The 18,891-nt window shown below is 60.9% G+C and carries 17 protein-coding genes and 1 pseudogene; 14 read left to right on the top strand and 4 right to left on the bottom strand.

Translation table 11 applies throughout. The annotated features are described in order from the left end of the window. Positions 1-142 precede the first annotated feature (142 nt). The 5 genes and pseudogenes from gndA to RHEC894_RS12600 all read left to right on the top strand — a co-directional run bounded on the left by gndA (position 143) and on the right by RHEC894_RS12600 (position 3,721). Complete coding sequence (gene gndA / locus RHEC894_RS12620) at positions 143-1,594, top strand: NADP-dependent phosphogluconate dehydrogenase (RefSeq protein ID WP_206427856.1); 1,452 nt, start codon at positions 143-145, stop codon at positions 1,592-1,594. Positions 1,595-1,675: 81 nt separating this feature from the next. Next, a pseudogene (locus RHEC894_RS33370) lies at positions 1,676-1,835 on the top strand (carbon-nitrogen hydrolase family protein); the annotation flags it as partial. Between the two features lie 132 nt (positions 1,836-1,967). Next, a complete protein-coding gene (locus RHEC894_RS12610; protein WP_085737519.1) occupies positions 1,968-2,462 on the top strand; it encodes an N-acetyltransferase in 495 nt (164 codons plus the stop codon). Between the two features lie 34 nt (positions 2,463-2,496). Continuing rightward, on the top strand, positions 2,497-3,006 hold the full coding sequence (locus RHEC894_RS12605) for a GNAT family N-acetyltransferase (RefSeq protein WP_085737518.1): 510 nt from the start codon (positions 2,497-2,499) through the stop codon (positions 3,004-3,006). A gap of 97 nt (positions 3,007-3,103) precedes the next feature. Next, on the top strand, positions 3,104-3,721 hold the full coding sequence (locus RHEC894_RS12600) for a class I SAM-dependent methyltransferase (RefSeq protein ID WP_010068552.1): 618 nt from the start codon (positions 3,104-3,106) through the stop codon (positions 3,719-3,721). Between the two features lie 18 nt (positions 3,722-3,739). Here RHEC894_RS12600 and RHEC894_RS12595 read toward each other — a convergent pair whose 3' ends face one another. From RHEC894_RS12595 to RHEC894_RS12585, 3 genes are read right to left on the bottom strand one after another with little or no spacing between them, the layout of a single operon-like run. After that, a complete protein-coding gene (locus RHEC894_RS12595; RefSeq protein ID WP_085737517.1) occupies positions 3,740-4,279 on the bottom strand; it encodes an AAA family ATPase in 540 nt (179 codons plus the stop codon). A gap of 3 nt (positions 4,280-4,282) precedes the next feature. After that, a complete protein-coding gene (locus RHEC894_RS12590) occupies positions 4,283-5,359 on the bottom strand; it encodes a D-alanine--D-alanine ligase family protein (RefSeq protein WP_085737516.1) in 1,077 nt (358 codons plus the stop codon). 33 nt (positions 5,360-5,392) lie between these two features. Then, positions 5,393-6,007, bottom strand: a complete 615-nt coding sequence (locus tag RHEC894_RS12585; protein ID WP_085737515.1) for a C39 family peptidase — start codon at positions 6,005-6,007, stop codon at positions 5,393-5,395. 452 nt (positions 6,008-6,459) lie between these two features. Here RHEC894_RS12585 and RHEC894_RS12575 point away from each other — a divergent pair, with 452 nt between their 5' ends. Then, positions 6,460-6,858, top strand: coding sequence for a hypothetical protein (locus RHEC894_RS12575; RefSeq protein ID WP_085737513.1), 399 nt, complete (start codon positions 6,460-6,462; stop codon positions 6,856-6,858). Between the two features lie 165 nt (positions 6,859-7,023). Here RHEC894_RS12575 and RHEC894_RS12570 read toward each other — a convergent pair whose 3' ends face one another. Next, the gene (locus tag RHEC894_RS12570; RefSeq protein WP_085737512.1) at positions 7,024-8,067 is read right to left on the bottom strand and encodes a LacI family transcriptional regulator; all 1,044 of its coding nucleotides are present in this window, start codon (positions 8,065-8,067) and stop codon (positions 7,024-7,026) included. Between the two features lie 454 nt (positions 8,068-8,521). On the opposite strand from RHEC894_RS12570, the gene RHEC894_RS12565 reads away from it, so the two are divergent. The 8 genes from RHEC894_RS12565 to mgrA all read left to right on the top strand — a co-directional run bounded on the left by RHEC894_RS12565 (position 8,522) and on the right by mgrA (position 18,888). Next, the gene (locus RHEC894_RS12565; RefSeq protein WP_085737511.1) at positions 8,522-9,760 is read left to right on the top strand and encodes an ABC transporter substrate-binding protein; all 1,239 of its coding nucleotides are present in this window, start codon (positions 8,522-8,524) and stop codon (positions 9,758-9,760) included. A 179-nt stretch (positions 9,761-9,939) separates the two neighbouring features. After that, positions 9,940-10,845, top strand: coding sequence for a sugar ABC transporter permease (locus tag RHEC894_RS12560; protein ID WP_085737510.1), 906 nt, complete (start codon positions 9,940-9,942; stop codon positions 10,843-10,845). Then, on the top strand, positions 10,838-11,782 hold the full coding sequence (locus tag RHEC894_RS12555) for a carbohydrate ABC transporter permease (RefSeq protein ID WP_085737509.1): 945 nt from the start codon (positions 10,838-10,840) through the stop codon (positions 11,780-11,782). Before RHEC894_RS12560 ends, RHEC894_RS12555 begins: the two co-directional genes overlap by 8 nt. 4 nt (positions 11,783-11,786) lie before the next feature. Beyond that, positions 11,787-12,893: an ABC transporter ATP-binding protein gene (locus tag RHEC894_RS12550; RefSeq protein ID WP_085737508.1), complete on the top strand. Its 1,107-nt coding sequence runs from the start codon at positions 11,787-11,789 to the stop codon at positions 12,891-12,893. Positions 12,894-13,168: 275 nt separating this feature from the next. Continuing rightward, positions 13,169-15,628: a glycoside hydrolase family 2 protein gene (locus tag RHEC894_RS12545; RefSeq protein ID WP_085737507.1), complete on the top strand. Its 2,460-nt coding sequence runs from the start codon at positions 13,169-13,171 to the stop codon at positions 15,626-15,628. Between the two features lie 41 nt (positions 15,629-15,669). Beyond that, a complete protein-coding gene (locus RHEC894_RS12540; protein ID WP_085737506.1) occupies positions 15,670-16,431 on the top strand; it encodes a sugar phosphate isomerase/epimerase in 762 nt (253 codons plus the stop codon). An 8-nt stretch (positions 16,432-16,439) separates the two neighbouring features. Next, complete coding sequence (locus tag RHEC894_RS12535; RefSeq protein ID WP_085737505.1) at positions 16,440-17,573, top strand: Gfo/Idh/MocA family oxidoreductase; 1,134 nt, start codon at positions 16,440-16,442, stop codon at positions 17,571-17,573. A 283-nt stretch (positions 17,574-17,856) separates the two neighbouring features. Further along, positions 17,857-18,888: an L-glyceraldehyde 3-phosphate reductase gene (mgrA, locus tag RHEC894_RS12530; RefSeq protein WP_085737504.1), complete on the top strand. Its 1,032-nt coding sequence runs from the start codon at positions 17,857-17,859 to the stop codon at positions 18,886-18,888. Positions 18,889-18,891: the final 3 nt, after the last annotated feature.

Genomic DNA, 18,891 nt, shown 5'->3' with positions numbered 1-18,891 from the left:
TTGCCGCATGCCGGTCAGGCGGCGGTTTGCGGTTGTCGGACAAGTCGACCGTCGAAAGCTGCATTTCATCGGTTTTTGCGAACCGATTAGACCCTTGCCAGACTTGCCGTTTGGCCGAGACAGTGCCACAACACCGGTCCAAATGACACATCGGAGGTTTGTCGTGGAAAAGGCAGAAATCGGACTGATCGGCCTTGCGGTCATGGGCTCCAACCTGGCGCTCAACATCGCGGAGAAAGGCAATAAAATTGCGGTCTTCAACCGCACGCCGGAGAAAACCGACGAATTCTACGAAAGCGCCGGCGATCTGAAGAAGCAGATCATTCCCTGCAAGACCATCGAAGAGTTCGTCGATGCGATCCGGCCGCCGCGCCCGATCATCATCATGATCAAGGCAGGTGACGCCGTCGACCAGCAGATGGAGGCGTTGCGCCCACATCTCTCCAAGGGCGACATCATGATCGATGCCGGCAACGCCAATTTCCGCGACACCGTCGCCCGCTTCGACCGCCTCAAGAACACCGATCTCACCTTCATCGGCATGGGTGTATCGGGCGGCGAGGAAGGTGCGCGCCACGGCCCGTCGATCATGGTCGGCGGCACCGAGGAATCCTGGAAGCGCGTCGAAAAGGTGCTGACCTCGATTGCCGCCCGCTACAATGACGAGCCCTGCGTTGCCTGGCTCGGCAATGACGGCGCCGGCCATTTCGTCAAGACCATCCATAACGGCATCGAATATGCCGACATGCAGATGATCGCCGAAATCTACGGCATCCTGCGCGATGGCCTCGGCAAGAGCGCCTCCGACATCTCCGGCATCTTCGGTGAATGGAACAAGGGCCGGCTGAACTCCTACCTGATCGAGATCTCCGAGAAGGTGCTTGCTGCGAACGATCCCGTTTCCGGCGGCCCGATGGTCGACATGATCCTCGACAAGGCAGGGCAGAAGGGCACCGGCAAATGGTCGGCGATCGAGGCGCAGAATATGGGCATTCCGGCAACGGCGATCGAAGCCGCGGTCGCCGCCCGCAGCCTTTCCTCGATGAAGTCGCAGCGCGAAGCCGCCGAAAAGATCTTCGGCACGCAGGCCGTATCCTTCCCGATCGCTTACGGCCCCGAGCTCAACAAGGATCTGGAACTGGCGCTGTTTGCCGCCAAGATCGGCGCCTATGCACAGGGCTTCGCCGTGATGGCGGAAGCGTCGCGCGAGTTCAACTGGTCGCTGCCTATGCCGACGATCGCCCGTATCTGGCGCGCCGGCTGCATCATCCGCTCGCAGTTCCTCGACGAGATCACATCGGCCTTCACCAAGGCGCCTGACGCAGCCAACCTGATCGTGACGCCGGCCTTCTCGGACATGGTCAAGGAATCGATCCCGGCGCTTCGCCGCGTTGTCGCCGCTGCGATTTCCGCCGGCCTACCGGTGCCGGCGCTGACCTCAGCGCTCACCTATTTCGACGCCTACCGCCAGGGCCGGGGCACCGCCAACCTCATCCAGGCCCAGCGCGACTTCTTCGGCGCCCACGGCTTCGACCGCCTGGATGGCAAGGATTTCCACCACGGCCCCTGGGGCAGCGGTGCAGCGACCTTCTGAGGTTTGCGGAGAAGACATGGAGAAAGCCCGGCCGTCGCGCCGGGCTTTTTCGTGAGGTACGTCGCAAATGCGGAGATTGAGGTGAGGAGCATTCGGATAGCCGCGGCACAGACGCCGGCGTTCCGGGAGAATATCGACGCGGCTCTGGATTCTGCCATCAAAAGTCGCGGCGCTTGCCGAGGCCGATGACGTTGCCTTGCTGCTTTTCCCCGAAGGGTTTCTCCACGGCTACCTGATCGACGGGGGTCGCCAAGTGTATCAAGTCCATCACAGCCAAAACCAAATAATGAAATACACTGCAGGCTAGTGCCGCCGCCCAACATGACGTCGATGCGCTGTTGGATTACTTTGTGCCGCCGGAGGGATCGCCGAGATGCATATCCGATACGAAACGCCTGCTGATATCGACGCGATCCATGAGCTGACCTCGATCGCCTTCACGCCGATGGCCTACAGCAGTGGTACGGAAGCGGAGATTATCCGAAAACTTCGCGTGAGCGGCGATCTGGCGATATCGCTCGTTGCCGAAGAAGACGGTGAGATCCTGGGGCATGTCGCCTTTTCACCGGTGGCGATCGATGGCGTGCCTGGTGGCTGGTTCGGGCTGGGGCCGATATCAGTCACGCCGGCAAGACAGCGGCAGGGCATCGGCAAGGCTCTGATCGCAAGGGGCCTCGAATTACTGAAGGGGATCGATGCGAGCGGATGCGCGCTGATCGGCAATCCCGACGTTTATCGCGGCGCGGGCTTCAGCAGCGATGGGCAACTGACCTATCATGATCTCGATACGCGGCTCGTGCAGCGTATCGTTCTTCGCGGACCCGCGCCGAGCGGGACGCTTCGGTTTGCTCCGGCATTTGAAAGCTAGAGTTCCATTCGAACTCCGGCAGAAAGGCGACGACATGTCCGAAACGGGCGCGATTACCATCCAGACCGAGCGCCTTGTGCTCCGCATGCCTGATATCGATGATTTTGCCGCCTATGCCGGGATCATGGCTTCGCCGCGCTCGATTGGAATGGGCGGCCCGTTCGATCTGCGGGCAGCGTGGGGGATGTTCTGCCACGATATCGCGTTGTGGCGGCTTTTCGGGCATGGGGCGCTGATGATCGATCTTGCCGAAACGGGCGAGTGTGTCGGCCAGGTGGGGATCAATCATGGGCCGCTCTTTCCGGACAAGGAGCTTGGATGGTTCGTCTACGAAGGGCATGAGGGCAGGGGCTATGCGACGGAGGCGGCCTTTGCGTTGCGCGGCTGGGCTTTCGAGACACTCAAGCTGCCGTCGCTCGTCAGCTACATCGCTCCCGGCAATGCCGCGTCCGTGGCCGTTGCCGAGCGGTTGGGCGCGCATCTTGATCCCGTAGCGCCCCGAACCGATCCTGCCGATCTCGTCTATCGTCACCTCGCTTCCTGAGTCCGGCTCTCGGGCCGCAGAGCGGTTGGTGACCGACGTCTCAATCCTTACATATCGATAGGTCAGCATCGGATGCTGCAAGAGATGGGGATAGCCGATGACGGATGCGAAGCGGGAGCATTGGGACGAGGTCTATCGCACGAAGGCAGCCGACAGCGTCAGCTGGTATCAGCCGACACCGGAACCCTCCCTCAAGGCGCTTGAGTCGCTGCAGCTCCCGATTGCGGTTTCGCTGATCGATGTCGGCGGCGGCGCGTCGAGCCTCGTCGATCGTCTCATCGAACGCGGGTGGTCCGACCTTACCGTTCTCGATATTGCCGCACCGGCACTGGATGTCGCGAAGGCGCGGCTGGGCGACGATGCCATCCGCGTCGCCTGGGTGGTGGCTGATATCACCATATGGAGACCCTGGCGCCGCTACGACGTATGGCATGACCGCGCCGTTTTTCATTTCCTCACCGAGCCGGAGCAGCGGCTTGCCTATCGCCACGCGCTCGAAGCCGGCACGGCGGCGGGCAGCGTCGTGATCATCGCGACCTTCGCGCCGGACGGGCCGGAACGGTGCAGCGGCTTGCCGGTCCAGCGCTACGACGCGGCCGCGCTGGCGGCGGAGTTCTCGCCCGCCTTCATGCTGGAGCGCGACTGGCGCGAAGAGCATACAACGCCCGGCGGCGGCCGGCAGTCTTTCCAGTGGTGTGTTCTTCACAGGCGCTGAGATACGGCCGAGACGCCGCTAATTCGCTCCCTGAGACAGGCGGTCGAGCACGAAATCGGCCCGGTCGACGACCGGCATCTTCGGCAGTATGACGACCTCGTAGCCGAGCGTCGGATAGATCGCGGCCAGCCGATCATATTCGGCGATGGCCTCGTCGAAGCCATGGCGCCGCTCAGGGTCGCTCACGTAGATCTCAGGCCATGGCGGCGTGAGAAAAACGCGTCTGTCGTAAGGGTAGGCGGCGCTCAACCTTTCCAGGATCGGTTCTCCGGTCAGGTGCTGAAGCGCTGCCGCTGCGTCGATCAACCCACGATCGAAGAACGTCCAGCCCGGCTGCCGTGCGACGGCCGCGTGGTCGGCAATCGTCATTTCGATCGCACGGCGGGCGAAGGCCGCCATGTCGACCCAAGGCAAGGCAACACCATCGCCTTCGAGCTCCTGCTTGACGATCCGCCGGCCGGGTTCGTCGACGATCCTATGACCGCGACGGCCAAGTTCCGCAAGCAGCGTCGATTTTCCGCCGCCGGAACATCCGGAAATCAGAACCGACCTGCTCATGATCTAGTCTACCCTGCGGGCGCGCGCCATGCCGTGTGCCACCAGCCGGTCGATGATCTCGGCATAGCTGACGCCGCTTGCCGCCATTGCCTTGGAGTACATGCTGATATCGGTGAAGCCGGGGATGGTGTTGAGCTCGTTGATGACGAAGCGCATGTCCGATGTCAGGAAGAAATCGACACGTGCCATGCCGTCGCAGCCGACGGCCCGGAAAGCCTTTGCGGCCATGTCGCGCATGGCGGCCTCGATCTCTGACGGCAGGTCGGCCGGTACTTTCAGCGCGGCGCCGTTCTCGTCGATATATTTGGCGTTGTAATTGTAGAAGCCATGGCTTTCCGCCGGCACGATCTCGCCCGGACGCGAGACGAAGAGCTTGCCGTCGGTATCCTCCAGCACGCTGAATTCGATCTCGCGGCCGGCGACGAATTCCTCGGCAAGCAGGGTGCGGTCATGGCGGAAGGCCTGCTCGAGCGCTGCGGCGAATTCCTGGCTGGCATGGACCTTGGCGACGCCGACCGACGATCCCTGTCGTGCCGGCTTGATGAAGAGCGGCAGGCCGAGTTCGCCTTCGAGCACAGAAAGCGAAGGGGCGGCACCCGCATGGATTGTCACGGCGCGCGCCACCGGCAGGCCTGCCGCCCGCAGCAGGCGCTTGGCGATATCCTTGTCGAGGGCCGCGGCTGAACCGAGGATGCCGCAGCCGGCGAGCGGTACGCGGGCCACTTCAGCTGCGCCCTGCACCGATCCATCCTCGCCATGCGGGCCGTGCAGCACGGGAAACAGGATGTCGATCCCCGGTAATTCATGCGGCGCGCCCTGGGCTGACATGGCCAGCATGCGCCCGTGGCCGCCCGGCACGAGGCAGATTTCCGTGCCTGACGAGGGTGTCGCCAGCCGGCCGTTCTCGAAGCTGCTCAGCAGCCATTGTCCCTCGCGGGTAACGAAGACCGGAAGGGCGTCATATTTCTCCGGTTCCAGCGCGGCCATGACGTTGGTCGCCGAGAGGATGGAAACTTCGTGCTCGGCCGAACGGCCGCCGAAGAGCACGGCGATGCGCAGCCTGTTGGGGGAAGGGGTCATGAAAGCCTCCGAAGCGATGGGATGTCGGAAAGATCAGGCCTCGACCGATATGCCGCGATTGGCAAAGAAACGATCGAAGACGGTAAGCGGCAGCGTGACATCGGCCTGGCTTGCCGCGTCATGGCCGGACGGATTGTGGAATCGGATCGTCTCCTGCGAGGCTGATGTCACCAGCACGAGATGTCCGCCCCTCGACGGCGGCTCCTGCTCCGGCCAGCGGATGGCCGAATGCACGGAGGCGATGAAGAAGCGGCGTTTCGACAGAAGTTCCGGGATGGCTGACGTCTCGACGTTGGTCATTGTCTCGGCGCCGAGCCCGAAACATTCGCTCACAAAGCGGACGAAGGGCGCGTAGATCAGCCCCTTGATCGAAGCGTCGATCTCGTTGACGACATAGCCGCCGTAAACCGTGCAGGTGCGGGCGAGTTCGAGGGTGGGATGGATCTCGCCGCGCGCGGCGAGGATCATCTTCAGGCAGGCCATGCCGCAGACATTCACCGCCCAGTGCGCATATTCCTCAATGGTCGCGGCTCCCGAATGGCGCCAGAGCGGATCGCTGAGCAGCGCCTGCGGCCCCTCGGCAAGCACCGGCAGCGTCATGGCGGGCGTTTCCCATTGGCTGAAATAAGGCACGCTGCTTTCATGCATTCCGTCGATATTCCCCGTGGCTCCATGCGAGATGGCCGGCAATCAAGGCTTTTTTCGAGCGATGCACTCGGCATTTCATCCTCGGCCGTTTCCCAGCAGATCGCCCAGCGGTGATGCCGGCCTGGCGCTTCGCGATTTCGGCGGTAGGCTGGTCGTCAAACCGCTGGCGCCACTCGCATCTCGCGGCATCCACGCGATCACGCGGCGCGGCGAGGGTCGCGACCCGAAGATTGTGGCAGTGCTGGAGCAATTGGCGAGGAGCGTGCCGAGGAATGTGAAGGAAGGCTGATCCGGGGCTCCCGGTTGGCCTCACGCCGATATCTGTCGATAAGTGAAAGGATCATTGGGGTCTGGCGACGGGTTCGTTTGCGCCAATAGCGGACATTGCGATCATCTTCAAAGCCGATAGTATCCGTCGTATTCTACGTCTGCCCCAAAGCCGAGGCGCATATATGCAGGATGATGAAGCCAACCCTAGTCTTGCTCTTGGCCTTTACAGGGTCAGCGTGCTCGTCGGCTGTATCTTTCTTATCACATGTCTCTTCTGGGACATGTTCAGCGCGACCGCTGCCGTTAATCGGCTTTCAGCTGCAGCAAACAATTTTCACTACACTGAGCGGTGTGATTCCAACGGCAATCTGATTGACACAGGCGAACCTAACTGTGTTGATCTTGGTAATTATCTGCTCATAAACGGCCCTGTTCTCAAGGCTCTTCGAAGAGCATGTGCATATGGTTCAACACCGGCTATGCTGATACTTGAGAAAGGCAAAGCGTCGAGGATCGAGATCGCTCGCGTGGAAAAGTCCTTGGCTTGGCGAGTGGCGAACAAAGTAAGCGCCCCCTGCTAACCGCTTACCACAGCACCTGGACTGAACCAAACTGCAATCCTTGCGCATTGGCCGCTTCGGGCTGAAAGCAGTCGCCGGCTTTTACTGGCTAGCGGCGTGGCAATATCCACAGCAGCCGCCAGTCACCACGCTGCGGCTCTTCTTCGCTCTCATTCCGCCATCACCCTACCTGTCACCCTCCGGCCAGACCGGCTGGCTGATGCTCTGCAGCAGTTCCGGTTCGACGCCGTCGATGCGGGCGATGACGGCCTTGGCCATTTCGCGGCCGGCCTGGCGCACGTCCTCCTGGGCGGTGATGATTTCGGGGCGGATCCAGTTGAGGATCGGCACCGATTGCTTGGAGACCATGTCGAGATCGCGGCCGAGGGCCTTGCCGGCGGCTTCGATGCCGGCATTGACGGCGATCGCCGCGCTGCCGGCCGAACAGACGATGCCGTCGGGTGCGTTGGCCGAGCGCATCATCACCTCGACGACGTCGCGGATGTCGGCGAGCGGCGCGTCGGTGTTGATGCGCAGCGGCACTTCCTCGGCGCCGTAATCGTGCAGGCCGGTTTGGAAGCCGATGCGGATATGGGCGTAATAGGTGAGTTTGCTCGGAGGCTGCAGCAGGGCGATGCGGCGGCGGCCGCGCTTGACGAGTTTTTCCACCGCCTTGTGGGCGAAGGCTTCATTGTCGAAATCGTGGAAGGGATGCGTGAGACCCGCATCGGTGCGGCCATGCGTGGCAAAGGGCATGCCGCGTTCGGTCAAAAGCCTTACACGCGGATCGTCCGGCTCGATGCGCGAGATGATGACGCCGTCAGCCGAACCGGTCTCGAGGATATAGCGCACCGGCAGCATCGGGTCCTTGCTGTGGGAGTGCGGCGTGACGACAATATGATAGGGCGTGCCGGACAGCACTTCGGAAATGCCGAAGACCATCTGGCTCGAAAAGCCCATGATCTCCTCATCGATGCTGAGGACGAGGGCGATGACGTTGGTCTTGCCGGTGCGCAGGCGCACGCCCGCCCTGTTCGGTTGGTAGCCGAGTTGGCGGGCGACCATACGCACCCGTTCCTTGGTTTCCGCCCCAATATCAGGCGCATCTTTCAGCGCGCGCGACACCGTCGTGACGCCAAGGCCGGTCATGAAGGCGATCGTCTTCAATGTCGGACGCTCGCGCGCCGCTGGCGCCGATGCCGCTTGCCCGAAATTTCCCTTGTTTTCCATCCCTGTAGGCCTGCCTCGCGCGAATTGGTGTCGCTTATAGAGGCTTTTTCAAGCGCCGTAAGCCCGCGCCTGCCAAAATCGCGCCTCCCTAAGAAATGCAAATCTGTAACGATACAGTAGAAATGTCGAGTGCTTTTTCTTGTGTGCGCTGCGGCATTGTGCGCTCAGGTTGAATCGGCAATTCTTCCCCGGTTTTTCCGCGGCTGCGAAATCGATAATTCAGTTCATGAATCGACGCGTTGAAATTTGTATAATATATTCAATATTATATAGCGACAACGCATATGCGAGAAGAGCTGATTTTGCATCGATGAAGAGGGCGTGGCGCTTCGATTGAAAACAGGCAGAAGCTGCAATTCCAGTTGCTCGGGAAAAATTTGCCGGCTGACAGTTGCGTGAGGAAATCGATTGATCTAAGCTTTTCCGGCAACGTTTCAGTGAGGGAGGAGAACTCATGAAAATTCGTATGATGGCGGCTATGCTTGCCGCTTCCGCTGCGCTTCCGATCAGCGCCAGCGCCAGCGCCACCGATCTCGAAGTCACCCATTGGTGGACATCCGGCGGCGAGTCCGCTGCTGTCGCCGAACTGGCAAAGGCGTTCGACGCCACCGGCAACCACTGGGTCGACGGTGCCATCGCCGGTTCCGGCGGTACGGCGCGCCCGATCATGATCAGCCGCATTACCGGCGGCGACCCGATGGGTGCCACCCAGTTCAACCATGGCCGCCAGGCGGAAGAACTCGTCCAGGCCGGCCTGATGCGCGACCTGACCGATGTGGCGACCGCCGAGCACTGGAAAGACATTATTCGTCCGTCGAGCCTGCTCGATTCCTGCACCATCGACGGCAAGATCTATTGCGCTCCCGTCAACATCCACTCCTGGCAGTGGCTGTGGCTTTCGAACGCCGCCTTCAAGAAGGCCGGCGTCGAGGTTCCGAAGAACTGGGACGAATTCGTCGCGGCCGCTCCGGCTCTCGAAAAGGCCGGTATCATTCCGCTCGCCGTCGGCGGTCAGCCATGGCAGGCGACAGGCGCCTTCGACGTGCTGATGGTCGCGGTTGCCGGCAAGGACGTCTTCAACAAGGTCTTCAAGGACAAGGATGCGGAAGTCGCTGCCGGTCCCGAGATCGCCAAGGTCTTCAAGGCCGCCGACGATGCCCGCCGCATGTCGAAGGGCAGCAACGTCCAGGATTGGAACCAGGCGACCAATCTCGTCATCACGGGCAAGGCCGGTGGCCAGATCATGGGTGACTGGGCGCAGGGCGAATTCGCTCTCGCCGGCCAGAAAGCCGGCACCGACTACACCTGCCTGCCGGGTCTCGGCGTCAACGAGATCATCTCGACCGGCGGCGATGCCTTCTACTTCCCGCTCCTGAAGGACGCGGAAAAGTCGAAGGCGCAGGCAGTCCTTGCCAAAACCCTGCTCGATCCCAAAACGCAGGTTGCCTTCAATCTGAAAAAGGGCTCGTTGCCGGTTCGCGGCGACGTCGATCTTGCCGCCGCTAACGATTGCATGAAGAAGGGTCTCGACATCCTGGCGAAGGGCAACGTCATTCAGGGTACCGACCAGCTGCTTTCGGCCGACAGCCAGAAGCAGAAGGAAGACCTCTTCTCCGAATTCTTCGCCAATCCGTCGATGACGCCGGAAGACGCTCAGAAGCGTTTCGCCGGGATCATCGCTTCGGCTGACTGATCGGTAGATTCGCTGCCTTTGCGATCCGGCTCCTATGGGGCCGGATCCGCTTCGGACGATTTTGATGGTCCGGCAGGCGGCATCTCCCGGTATCTTCAGCAGATTTCGGACGTGGGGACGACAGACGGCGCCATGCCGTTTCGTCACAGGTCGCAATTGCGATTTGAGGAGGAGTATTCATGACGGGTCAAGCGCAAGCAGGCCGGCCAAACAAGTTACTGCGCAATCTGAATGCCAAGATTGCATCCATTCCCATGATCCTGACAGCGCTGGTGATCTTTGTCGGCGGCACGTTCTGGACGGTTTTTTATTCCTTCACCAATTCCAAGCTGCTTCCGCGGTTGAGCTTTGTCGGCATCGATCAGTATGAGCGCCTCTGGGCAGCACCCCGCTGGGTGACGGCGATTGAAAATCTCGCCCTCTATGGCGTGCTCTCGCTGATCTTCAGCCTGGTGATCGGTTTCATGCTCGCCGCGCTGATGGATCAGAAGATCCGTTTCGAAAATACCTTCCGCACCATTTTCCTCTATCCCTTCGCGCTGTCTTTCATCGTGACCGGCCTCGTCTGGCAATGGGTTCTGAATCCGGATTTCGGCATTCAGTCGGTGGTGCGTTCGCTGGGCTGGACGAGCTTCACCTTCAACCCGCTCTATACGCCCGAAATCGTCATTTACGGCATTCTGATCGCGGCGTTGTGGCAGGGAACGGGCCTCGTCATGTGCCTGATGCTTGCCGGCCTGCGCGGCATCGACGAGGATATCTGGAAGGCGGCGCGTGTCGACGGCATCCCCATGTGGAAGACCTATCTCTTCATCGTCATTCCGATGATGCGGCCGGTGTTCATCACGACGATCGTCATCATCGCTTCCGGCATCGTCAAGGTCTACGACCTCGTCGTCGCGCAGACCTCGGGCGGGCCGGGCATCTCTTCGGAAGTGCCGGCGAAATATGTCTACGACTACATGTTCCAGGCGCAGAATCTGGGGCAGGGCTTTGCCGCCTCGACCATGATGCTCGTCACTGTCGCGATCATCATCGTTCCGTGGGCCTATCTGGAATTCGGAGGAGGGCGCAAGCGTGGCTAATATCGAAACTCTCAATAGCACGGCCGCCGGCCTCGACGCCGTTGCGCCGAGGCTCGGCGAAGGCCCGAGCGGCGCCAAGCCGCGCCCGGCTCTGTCGTCGCGCAACATCATACTCTACGGAACGCTGGGTGTGGCGGCGCTCTATTACCTGCTGCCACTCTATGTGATGGTCGTGACGTCACTGAAGGGCATGCCGGAAATCCGTCTCGGCAACATCTTCTCGCCACCGATGGAGATCACCTTCGAACCTTGGGTCAAGGCCTGGGCTGAGGCCTGCACCGGCCTCAACTGCGATGGCCTGTCGCGCGGCTTTTGGAATTCGGTGCGTATCACCGTGCCATCGGTCGTCATTTCGATCGCGATTGCCTCGGTGAACGGTTATGCGCTTGCCAACTGGCGCTTCAAGGGATCCGAGCTTTTCTTCTCGATCCTCATCATCGGGGCGTTCATTCCCTATCAGGTGATGATCTACCCAATCGTCATCATTCTGCGCGAAATCGGCATTTACGGCACGCTGACCGGCCTCGTCATCGTCCATTCGATCTTCGGCATGCCGATCCTGACGCTGCTCTTCCGCAATTATTTCGTGTCGCTGCCGGAGGAGCTGTTCAAGGCGGCGCGTGTCGACGGGGCGGGCTTCTGGCAGATCTTCCTGAAGATCATGCTGCCGATGTCGCTGCCGATCTTCGTCGTTGCGATGATCCTGCAGGTGACCGGTATCTGGAACGACTTCCTGTTCGGCGTCGTCTTCACCCGGCCGGACACCTATCCGATGACCGTGCAGCTCAACAACATCGTCAATTCCGTCCAGGGCGTGAAGGAATACAACGTCAACATGGCGGCAACGATCCTCACCGGTCTCGTGCCGCTGATCGTCTATTTCGTCTCTGGCCGGCTTTTCGTCCGTGGCATCGCCGCCGGCGCAGTGAAGGGTTGATCCCATGAACATGAACTCAAGTGTCTCTAACGCAAGTGTCTCGATCAAGGATCTGTCGCTGAACTTCGGCGCGGTCAGCGTGCTGAAGGATCTGAACCTCGATATTAACGACGGCGAATTCCTGGTGCTGCTCGGTTCGTCCGGCTGCGGCAAGTCGACCTTGCTGAACTGCATCGCCGGGCTGCTCGACGCCTCGGAAGGCCAGATCTTCATCAAGGGCAAGAACGTCACCTGGGAGGAACCGAAGGACCGCGGCATCGGCATGGTGTTTCAGTCCTATGCGCTCTATCCGCAGATGACCGTCGAGAAGAACCTCTCCTTCGGGCTTCGTGTCGCCAAGGTGCCGCAGGCCGAGATCGACAAGCGCGTGGCGCGTGCCTCCGAAATCCTGCAGATCCAGCCGCTCCTGAAGCGCAAGCCGGCCGAACTATCCGGCGGCCAGCGCCAGCGCGTTGCGATCGGCCGGGCGCTGGTGCGCGATGTCGACGTCTTCCTGTTCGACGAGCCGCTGTCCAATCTCGACGCCAAGCTGCGATCGGAGCTACGCGTCGAAATCAAGCGGCTGCACCAGTCGCTGAAGAACACGATGATCTACGTCACCCATGACCAGATCGAGGCGCTGACGCTGGCTGATCGCATCGCCATCATGAAGAGCGGCATCATCCAGCAGCTCGACGACCCGACGACGATCTACAACAGGCCGCGCAATCTCTTCGTCGCCGGCTTCATCGGCTCGCCGTCGATGAATTTCCTGCGTGGCGAGCTGGTCAAGGCAGGCGACGGCATTGCCTTTTCCGCCAACGGCGTCATTTTCTCGCTCGCTGCCTATGACGCCAACGAGACATTGCAGCCCGGCCGCAAGGTGGTGCTCGGCGTTCGCCCCGAACACATCAAGGTCAACGAGAATGCCGGCGGCGAAGAACATGACGCCACCGTCGATATCGAGGAGCCGATGGGCGCCGACAATCTTCTGTGGCTGAAACATGCCGATCACACGATGTCGGTCCGCGTCAACGGCGCACGCCGCTTCAACGTCGGAGCCAAGGTAAAGCTCGCCTTCGACATGACGCTGGCTTCGGTATTCGATGCCGAGAGCGAGCTGCGGCTTTAGGAGGTTCTGTGGATTGAGGCCGCTAGCCAGGCGAGTTTGACGAAAAGACCAACCCCGCTCTCCGTCATCCTCGGGCTTGACCCGGGGATCCATGCCCGCTGCCGCAGGTGGGTGCGGTGTAGATCCTCGGGTCAAGCCCGAGGATGACGGAGAGTGGGGGTGGGCGGATGAGGAGAAAAACGAAACGTCTCTGACGAACGACTAGAAAGGCCGCCGAGCGGTGACATTTGCCCTTCCTTCCAAGACCACAATGCTTTCAAAATCGGAATGAAATCGTGACGCAACAACAGCCCCCCTCCAGCATCGACCTTTCCGGTTCGTGGCATCTCGCTTCCGTCGACGGGGAGATCCGCACCGCGATCGTCCTGCCGGGCGATGTACACACCGCGCTCCACCGGGCAGGGCTGATCCCAGATCCCTATTTCGGCCGCAACGAGGAAAAGGTGCAATGGGTCGCCGAGCGCGAATGGGCGGCCGAGCGCAGCTTTACGCTACAGGAGGTCGAAGGCGACTGGTATCTCGATATCGACTATCTCGATACGGTCGCCAGTGTCTATGTCAACGGCTTCCTGGCGCTTGAGGCTGATAACAGCTTCCGCCGCTACCGGCCCGATGTCTCGAGCATGCTGAAATCAGGCGACAACTCGATCCGCATCGTCTTTGCCTCCAACCCCGCCATTGGCGCCGAGCGGCAGAAGCAGCAGCCTTTCTACATTCCTTACAGCACCGGCAACTCACCAATCCCCGACGGTAACATGCTGCGCAAGCCGCAATGCCATTTCGGCTGGGACTGGAACATCGCCATCGCGCCGTTCGGCCTTTACGGCATGATCGCGCTGAAAAAGATCGAGACGGCGCGCATCGAACATGTCGTCACCCGCCAGATCCACAATAATGACGGCTCGGTCGACCTCATGGTGACGGCGAGCCTGTTTGCCAAGCATGCCGGCATCGCCCAGGTCTATTTCGATCTCGACGGCGAGCGCGTCCGTCTCGATGTCGGCGTCAAGGGCGAGACGGATGTCCACCACCTCTTCCATATCGACAATCCGCGTCTCTGGTGGCCCTCCGGCAGCGGCGAACAGGCGCTCTATGCGCTTTCCGTCGAATTGTCCGACGAGGTGGTGACGAAGCAGATCGGCCTTCGCACTATCGAACTGATCACCACGCCGGATGCGGCCGGCAGTCGTTTTGCCTTCAAGGTCAACGGCCGCGAGGTCTTCTGCCGGGGCGCCAACTGGATTCCGGCCGATGCACTGTTCTCGCTGTCTTCGCCTGATAAGACCGAGGACCTGCTGCAATCGGCCAAAGCCGCCAACATGAACATGATCCGCGTCTGGGGCGGCGGTTTCTACGAGCAGGACTATTTTTACGATCTCTGCGATCGGCTGGGCCTCATGGTCTGGCAGGACTTCATGTTCGCCTGCAACCTCTATCCCTCGACCGAAGACTTCCTCGGCAATGTGGCGATCGAGGTGGATTACCAGGTGCGCCGGCTCTCTTCGCATCCTTCGATCGCGCTCTGGTGTGGCGATAACGAGCTGGTGGGCGCGCTGACATGGTTCGAGGAATCGCGGAAGGACCGCGACCGCTACCTCGTTTCGTACGACCGGCTCAACCGCGCGATCGAACAGGCGGTGAAGAAGGCGCTCCCTGGTGCGTTGTGGTGGCCGTCGAGCCCGGCATCAGGCTATCTCGATTTCGGCGACGCCTGGCATGCTGACGGGTCCGGCGACATGCATTACTGGTCGGTCTGGCACGAGAATAAATCCTTCGACAATTACCGGTCGGTGCGACCGCGCTTCTGCTCGGAATTCGGCTTCCAGTCCTATACCTCGCTGCCTGTCATCAGGACCTATGCCGAAGAGAAGGACATGAACGTCGCTTCCCCCGTCATGGAGCTGCATCAGAAGAATGCCGGGGGCAACGAGCGCATCGCCGGCACGATGTTCCGCTATTTCCGCTTCCCCAAGGATTTCCCGAACTTCGTCTATCTCAGCCAGATTCAGCAGGGGCTGGCGATCAAGACGGCGGTGGAATATTGGCGGTCACTGAAGCCCCATTGCATGGGCACGGTCTACTGGCAGCTCAACGACACCTGGCCGGTCGCCTCCTGGTCGAGCCTCGATTATGGCGGCCGCTGGAAGGCGATGCACTATCTCGTCAAACGTTTCTTCCAGCCGGTCGCGGTCGCTGCCATTCCATCGGAAGACGGCAAGACGATCCGCTTCTCGCTTGTTAACGACACGCTTTCGGACGTCAGCATCGATCTTTCGATCTCGCTTCTGACGATGAAGGGCGAGCGGAAGCATCTGAAAGACGTCCAGGCCATGTGTTCGCCGGAGGCGGCGGTGACGGCTGCGACCATCGACGTGTCCGAGATTGACGAGGGAACGCTGCTTGCCTGGCATTTCACCGCGTCGAACGGCATGGGCGGCGAGGGGCACCATGTCAACGGCACCTATAAGGCCCTGGAGCTGGAGCCCTCCGGGCTGACCATCACCCATGAATATGTCGAGGCGAGCGGCGCCGTCGACATCAATGTCACCGCAAAGGGACTTGCGCTCTTCGTGATGATCGAAAGCGAGACGGACGGCAAATATTCCGACAACGCCTTCGATCTTGCAGCAGGCGAGAGCCGCCGCATCAGCTTCACTCCGGCACATCCGCTCGAACGCGGCAAGCTGCCGGACTTCCGCTTTTACGACCTGCAATCTTGTCAGTCCGCGGATTGATCTGGACTGAATTCAATGGGCACGAGGCCCGAGGAGGAATGATGACGAAACTGAGTTTCCAGCTTTACAGCGCCCGTAACTTCCAACCTTATTCGGCAATCTTCGAAAAGCTCGGCAAATCAGGCTATCAGGAAGTCGAAGGTTTCGGCGGCATCTATGCCGATCTTGACGATGCCGGTCTGAAGAGCCTGCGCGCCGAACTCGACAGGAACGGCTTGACGATGGCGAGCGGCCACTTCAGCCCCGATTTCCTCGACGGCGAAGTCCGGAAGTCGCTGAACATTGCCAAGATTCTCGGCATGGACTCGATCTATGCGCCGCATCTGGCAGCCGATCAGCGCCCGATCGACGGTGCCGGCTGGCTGGCATTCGGCAAGCGCCTGCAGGAAATGAGTAAGCCCTACAAGGATGCCGGCTATGAGTTTGGCTGGCACAACCACGATTTCGAATTCGTCAAGCTCGCCGACGGCTCGCTGCCGATCGAGCGCATTTTCGAAGGCGCGCCGGACATTTCCTGGGAAGCCGATATCGCCTGGGTCGTTCGTGGCGGTGCCGATCCGTTCGCATGGATCGAAAAGCTCGGCTCACGCATCACCTCGGCTCACGTCAAGGACATTGCGCCGGCAGGCGAAAATAAGAACGAGGATGGCTGGGCCGATGTCGGCCATGGCACTCTGCCTTGGGCAAAGCTCGTCGCAGCCCTGAAGGCCACCAAGACCAAGCACTACGTCGTCGAGCATGACAATCCGGCCGATGTCGATCGCCTGATCACCCGCTCGATCGCATCCTTCCAGACTTATTGAGGCACATCATGACCAGGGAACTTGGCGTCGGCATCATCGGATGCGGCAACATCTCCACCACCTATTTTTCGCTGGCACCGCTCTTCAAGGGGCTGAAGGTGCTGGCTTGCGCCGATATCAACCTGCAGGCGGCCGAGGCGCGCGCCAAGGAATATGGCGTCAAAGCGCAGACGATCGAGGAGCTTCTCGCCAATGACGAGATCGACGTCGTCGTCAACCTGACGATCCCCGACGCGCATTTTCCGGTGTCGAAGGCAATCCTCGAAGCCGGCAAGCATGTCTATTCCGAAAAGCCGCTGGTCCTTTCGCTGGAACAGGGCGAGGAGCTTCGCCGAATCGCCAAGGCGAAGAATCTTGCCGTCGGCTGCGCGCCCGACACCTTCCTCGGCGGCGCTCATCAGCTCGCCCGCAAGTTCATCGACGATGGCGGCATCGGCCGGGTTACTTCGGGCGCCTGCTACGTCATGAGCCCGGGGATGGAGATGTGGCATCCGAACCCGGATTTCTTCTTCCTGCCGGGCGGCGGCCCGATCCTCGATCTCGGCCCCTATTACATTGCCAATCTGATCAACCTGATCGGCCCGGTCAAACGCGTCGGCGCCATGACCTCGATGGCGTCGCCGACCCGCACCATCACCAGCGAGCCGCGCAATGGCGAGATCATCCCGGTCAAGACGCCGACGACGATCCAGGCGCTGCTCGAATTCGTCAACGGCGCTACCGTGACGCTGACGGCGAGCTGGGATGTGTGGTCGCATCGTCATGCCAATATGGAACTCTACGGCACCGACGGCTCGCTTTACGTGCCGGATCCGAACTTCTTCGGCGGCACCGTCGAGGCCAGCGGCCGCGACAAGGAGATCAAGCCGCTTGAGGAATGGGAGCATCCCTTCGGCAAGATCAACCAGGAAAACCCGAACGGGGCGCGCGCCAACTACCGCACGGCCGGCCTTGCCGATATGGCGATGGCACTGATCGAAGGCCGCGACGCGCGCTGCTCGCTCGACCGCACGCTGCACGGCGTCGACGTCATGACGTCGATCCTGAAGTCGGGCGCGGAGGGCCGTTTCATCGAGCTCACGACGACTTGCACGCAGCCGGCCGCGCTCGGCATCGAAGAGGCGCAGGCGTTGTTGAGGTGATAACGTATCGCCTGAGGTCTGCTGATCGCCAAGTGCGCCCTCCGAACGTCATCCTCGGCCTTGTGCCGAGGATCTGCAACCAGGCGGCGAATGCTCGGCATCGATTGGTCGCGGGCACTCTTGAAGCCGTCAGGAGCTCGCGCGTTCGCTTGCCGGATCAGCGCGCTTGTTCCAATAGTTCTCGCGCGCTCGGGCTTGTCACGAGGATCTATCGAGAGCACGGCAGATGCTCGGCACAAGGCCGAGCATGACGATCATAGAGATATTTTAAGGAGACATTCAGATGAGCTGGCAACCCGCCGCGGACCGTTATTCGAAGATGAAATATAACCGCACGGGCCGTTCCGGCCTGATGCTGCCGGCCGTTTCCCTCGGCCTCTGGCACAATTTCGGCGGCGACACGCCGCATGACCGCAAGATCGACATGTGCCGCACGGCTTTCGATCTCGGCATCACCCATTTCGACCTCGCCAACAACTATGGCCCGCCTCCCGGCAGCGCCGAGACCGCCTTCGGCGAGATCCTGCGCACCGAATTTTCCGGGCTTCGCGACGAACTGATCATCTCCTCCAAGGCAGGCTATGACATGTGGCCAGGCCCTTATGGCGAGTGGGGCAGCCGCAAGTACCTGATCGCCTCCTGCGACCAGAGCCTGAAGCGTATGGGCCTCGACTATGTCGATATCTTCTATTCGCATCGCTTCGACCCGGAAACGCCGCTGGAAGAGACCTGCGGTGCGCTCGATCATATCGTCCGCTCCGGCCGGGCGCTCTATGTCGGCATCTCCTCCTATAATTCGCAACGCTCGCGCGAAGCCGCAAAAATTCTGAAGGATCTCGGCACGCCGTGCCTGATCCATCAGCCGAGCTATTCGATGCTCAACCGCTGGGTCGAGGATGACAAACTGCTCGATACGCTCGACGATGTCGGCATGGGCTCGATCGTGTTCTCGCCGCTTGCTCAGGGCATGCTGACGACCAAATATCTCGCCGGCATTCCCGACGACAGCCGAGCGGCGCAGAACCATTTCCTCAAGCGCGATTTCATCCGCCCTTCGATCATCGACAATATCAGGAAGCTCAATGGGATCGCCGAAAAGCGCGGCCAGACGCTGGCGCAGATGGCGATTGCCTGGGTGCTGCGCGGCGGACGCGTGACCTCAGCGCTGATCGGCGCCAGCCGTTCCTCTCAGATCGTCGATTGCGTCAAGGCGCTGGATAATCTTGAATTTTCGGCCGAGGAGCTTGCGGAGATCGATGTCTATGCCAAGGAGGCTGATATCAATCTTTGGGCTAAGTCGGCGGAGCGGGATTAGGAG

It is taken from the genome of Rhizobium sp. CIAT894 (genome assembly GCF_000172795.2).
Taxonomy (GTDB): domain Bacteria; phylum Pseudomonadota; class Alphaproteobacteria; order Rhizobiales; family Rhizobiaceae; genus Rhizobium.
Note: the sequence above shows the minus strand (reverse complement) of the source record. Positions and strands in the feature narration are given on the sequence as shown.

Coding starts and splice junctions, on each gene's coding strand:
- gndA (WP_206427856.1), top strand. CDS start 143: ATGACACATCGGAGGTTTGTCGTGGAAAAGGCAGAAATCGGACTGATC.
- RHEC894_RS12610 (WP_085737519.1), top strand. CDS start 1,968: ATGCATATCCGATACGAAACGCCTGCTGATATCGACGCGATCCATGAG.
- RHEC894_RS12605 (WP_085737518.1), top strand. CDS start 2,497: ATGTCCGAAACGGGCGCGATTACCATCCAGACCGAGCGCCTTGTGCTC.
- RHEC894_RS12600 (WP_010068552.1), top strand. CDS start 3,104: ATGACGGATGCGAAGCGGGAGCATTGGGACGAGGTCTATCGCACGAAG.
- RHEC894_RS12595 (WP_085737517.1), bottom strand. CDS start 4,279: ATGAGCAGGTCGGTTCTGATTTCCGGATGTTCCGGCGGCGGAAAATCG.
- RHEC894_RS12590 (WP_085737516.1), bottom strand. CDS start 5,359: ATGACCCCTTCCCCCAACAGGCTGCGCATCGCCGTGCTCTTCGGCGGC.
- RHEC894_RS12585 (WP_085737515.1), bottom strand. CDS start 6,007: ATGCATGAAAGCAGCGTGCCTTATTTCAGCCAATGGGAAACGCCCGCC.
- RHEC894_RS12575 (WP_085737513.1), top strand. CDS start 6,460: ATGCAGGATGATGAAGCCAACCCTAGTCTTGCTCTTGGCCTTTACAGG.
- RHEC894_RS12570 (WP_085737512.1), bottom strand. CDS start 8,067: ATGGAAAACAAGGGAAATTTCGGGCAAGCGGCATCGGCGCCAGCGGCG.
- RHEC894_RS12565 (WP_085737511.1), top strand. CDS start 8,522: ATGAAAATTCGTATGATGGCGGCTATGCTTGCCGCTTCCGCTGCGCTT.
- RHEC894_RS12560 (WP_085737510.1), top strand. CDS start 9,940: ATGACGGGTCAAGCGCAAGCAGGCCGGCCAAACAAGTTACTGCGCAAT.
- RHEC894_RS12550 (WP_085737508.1), top strand. CDS start 11,787: ATGAACATGAACTCAAGTGTCTCTAACGCAAGTGTCTCGATCAAGGAT.
- RHEC894_RS12540 (WP_085737506.1), top strand. CDS start 15,670: ATGACGAAACTGAGTTTCCAGCTTTACAGCGCCCGTAACTTCCAACCT.
- RHEC894_RS12535 (WP_085737505.1), top strand. CDS start 16,440: ATGACCAGGGAACTTGGCGTCGGCATCATCGGATGCGGCAACATCTCC.
- mgrA (WP_085737504.1), top strand. CDS start 17,857: ATGAGCTGGCAACCCGCCGCGGACCGTTATTCGAAGATGAAATATAAC.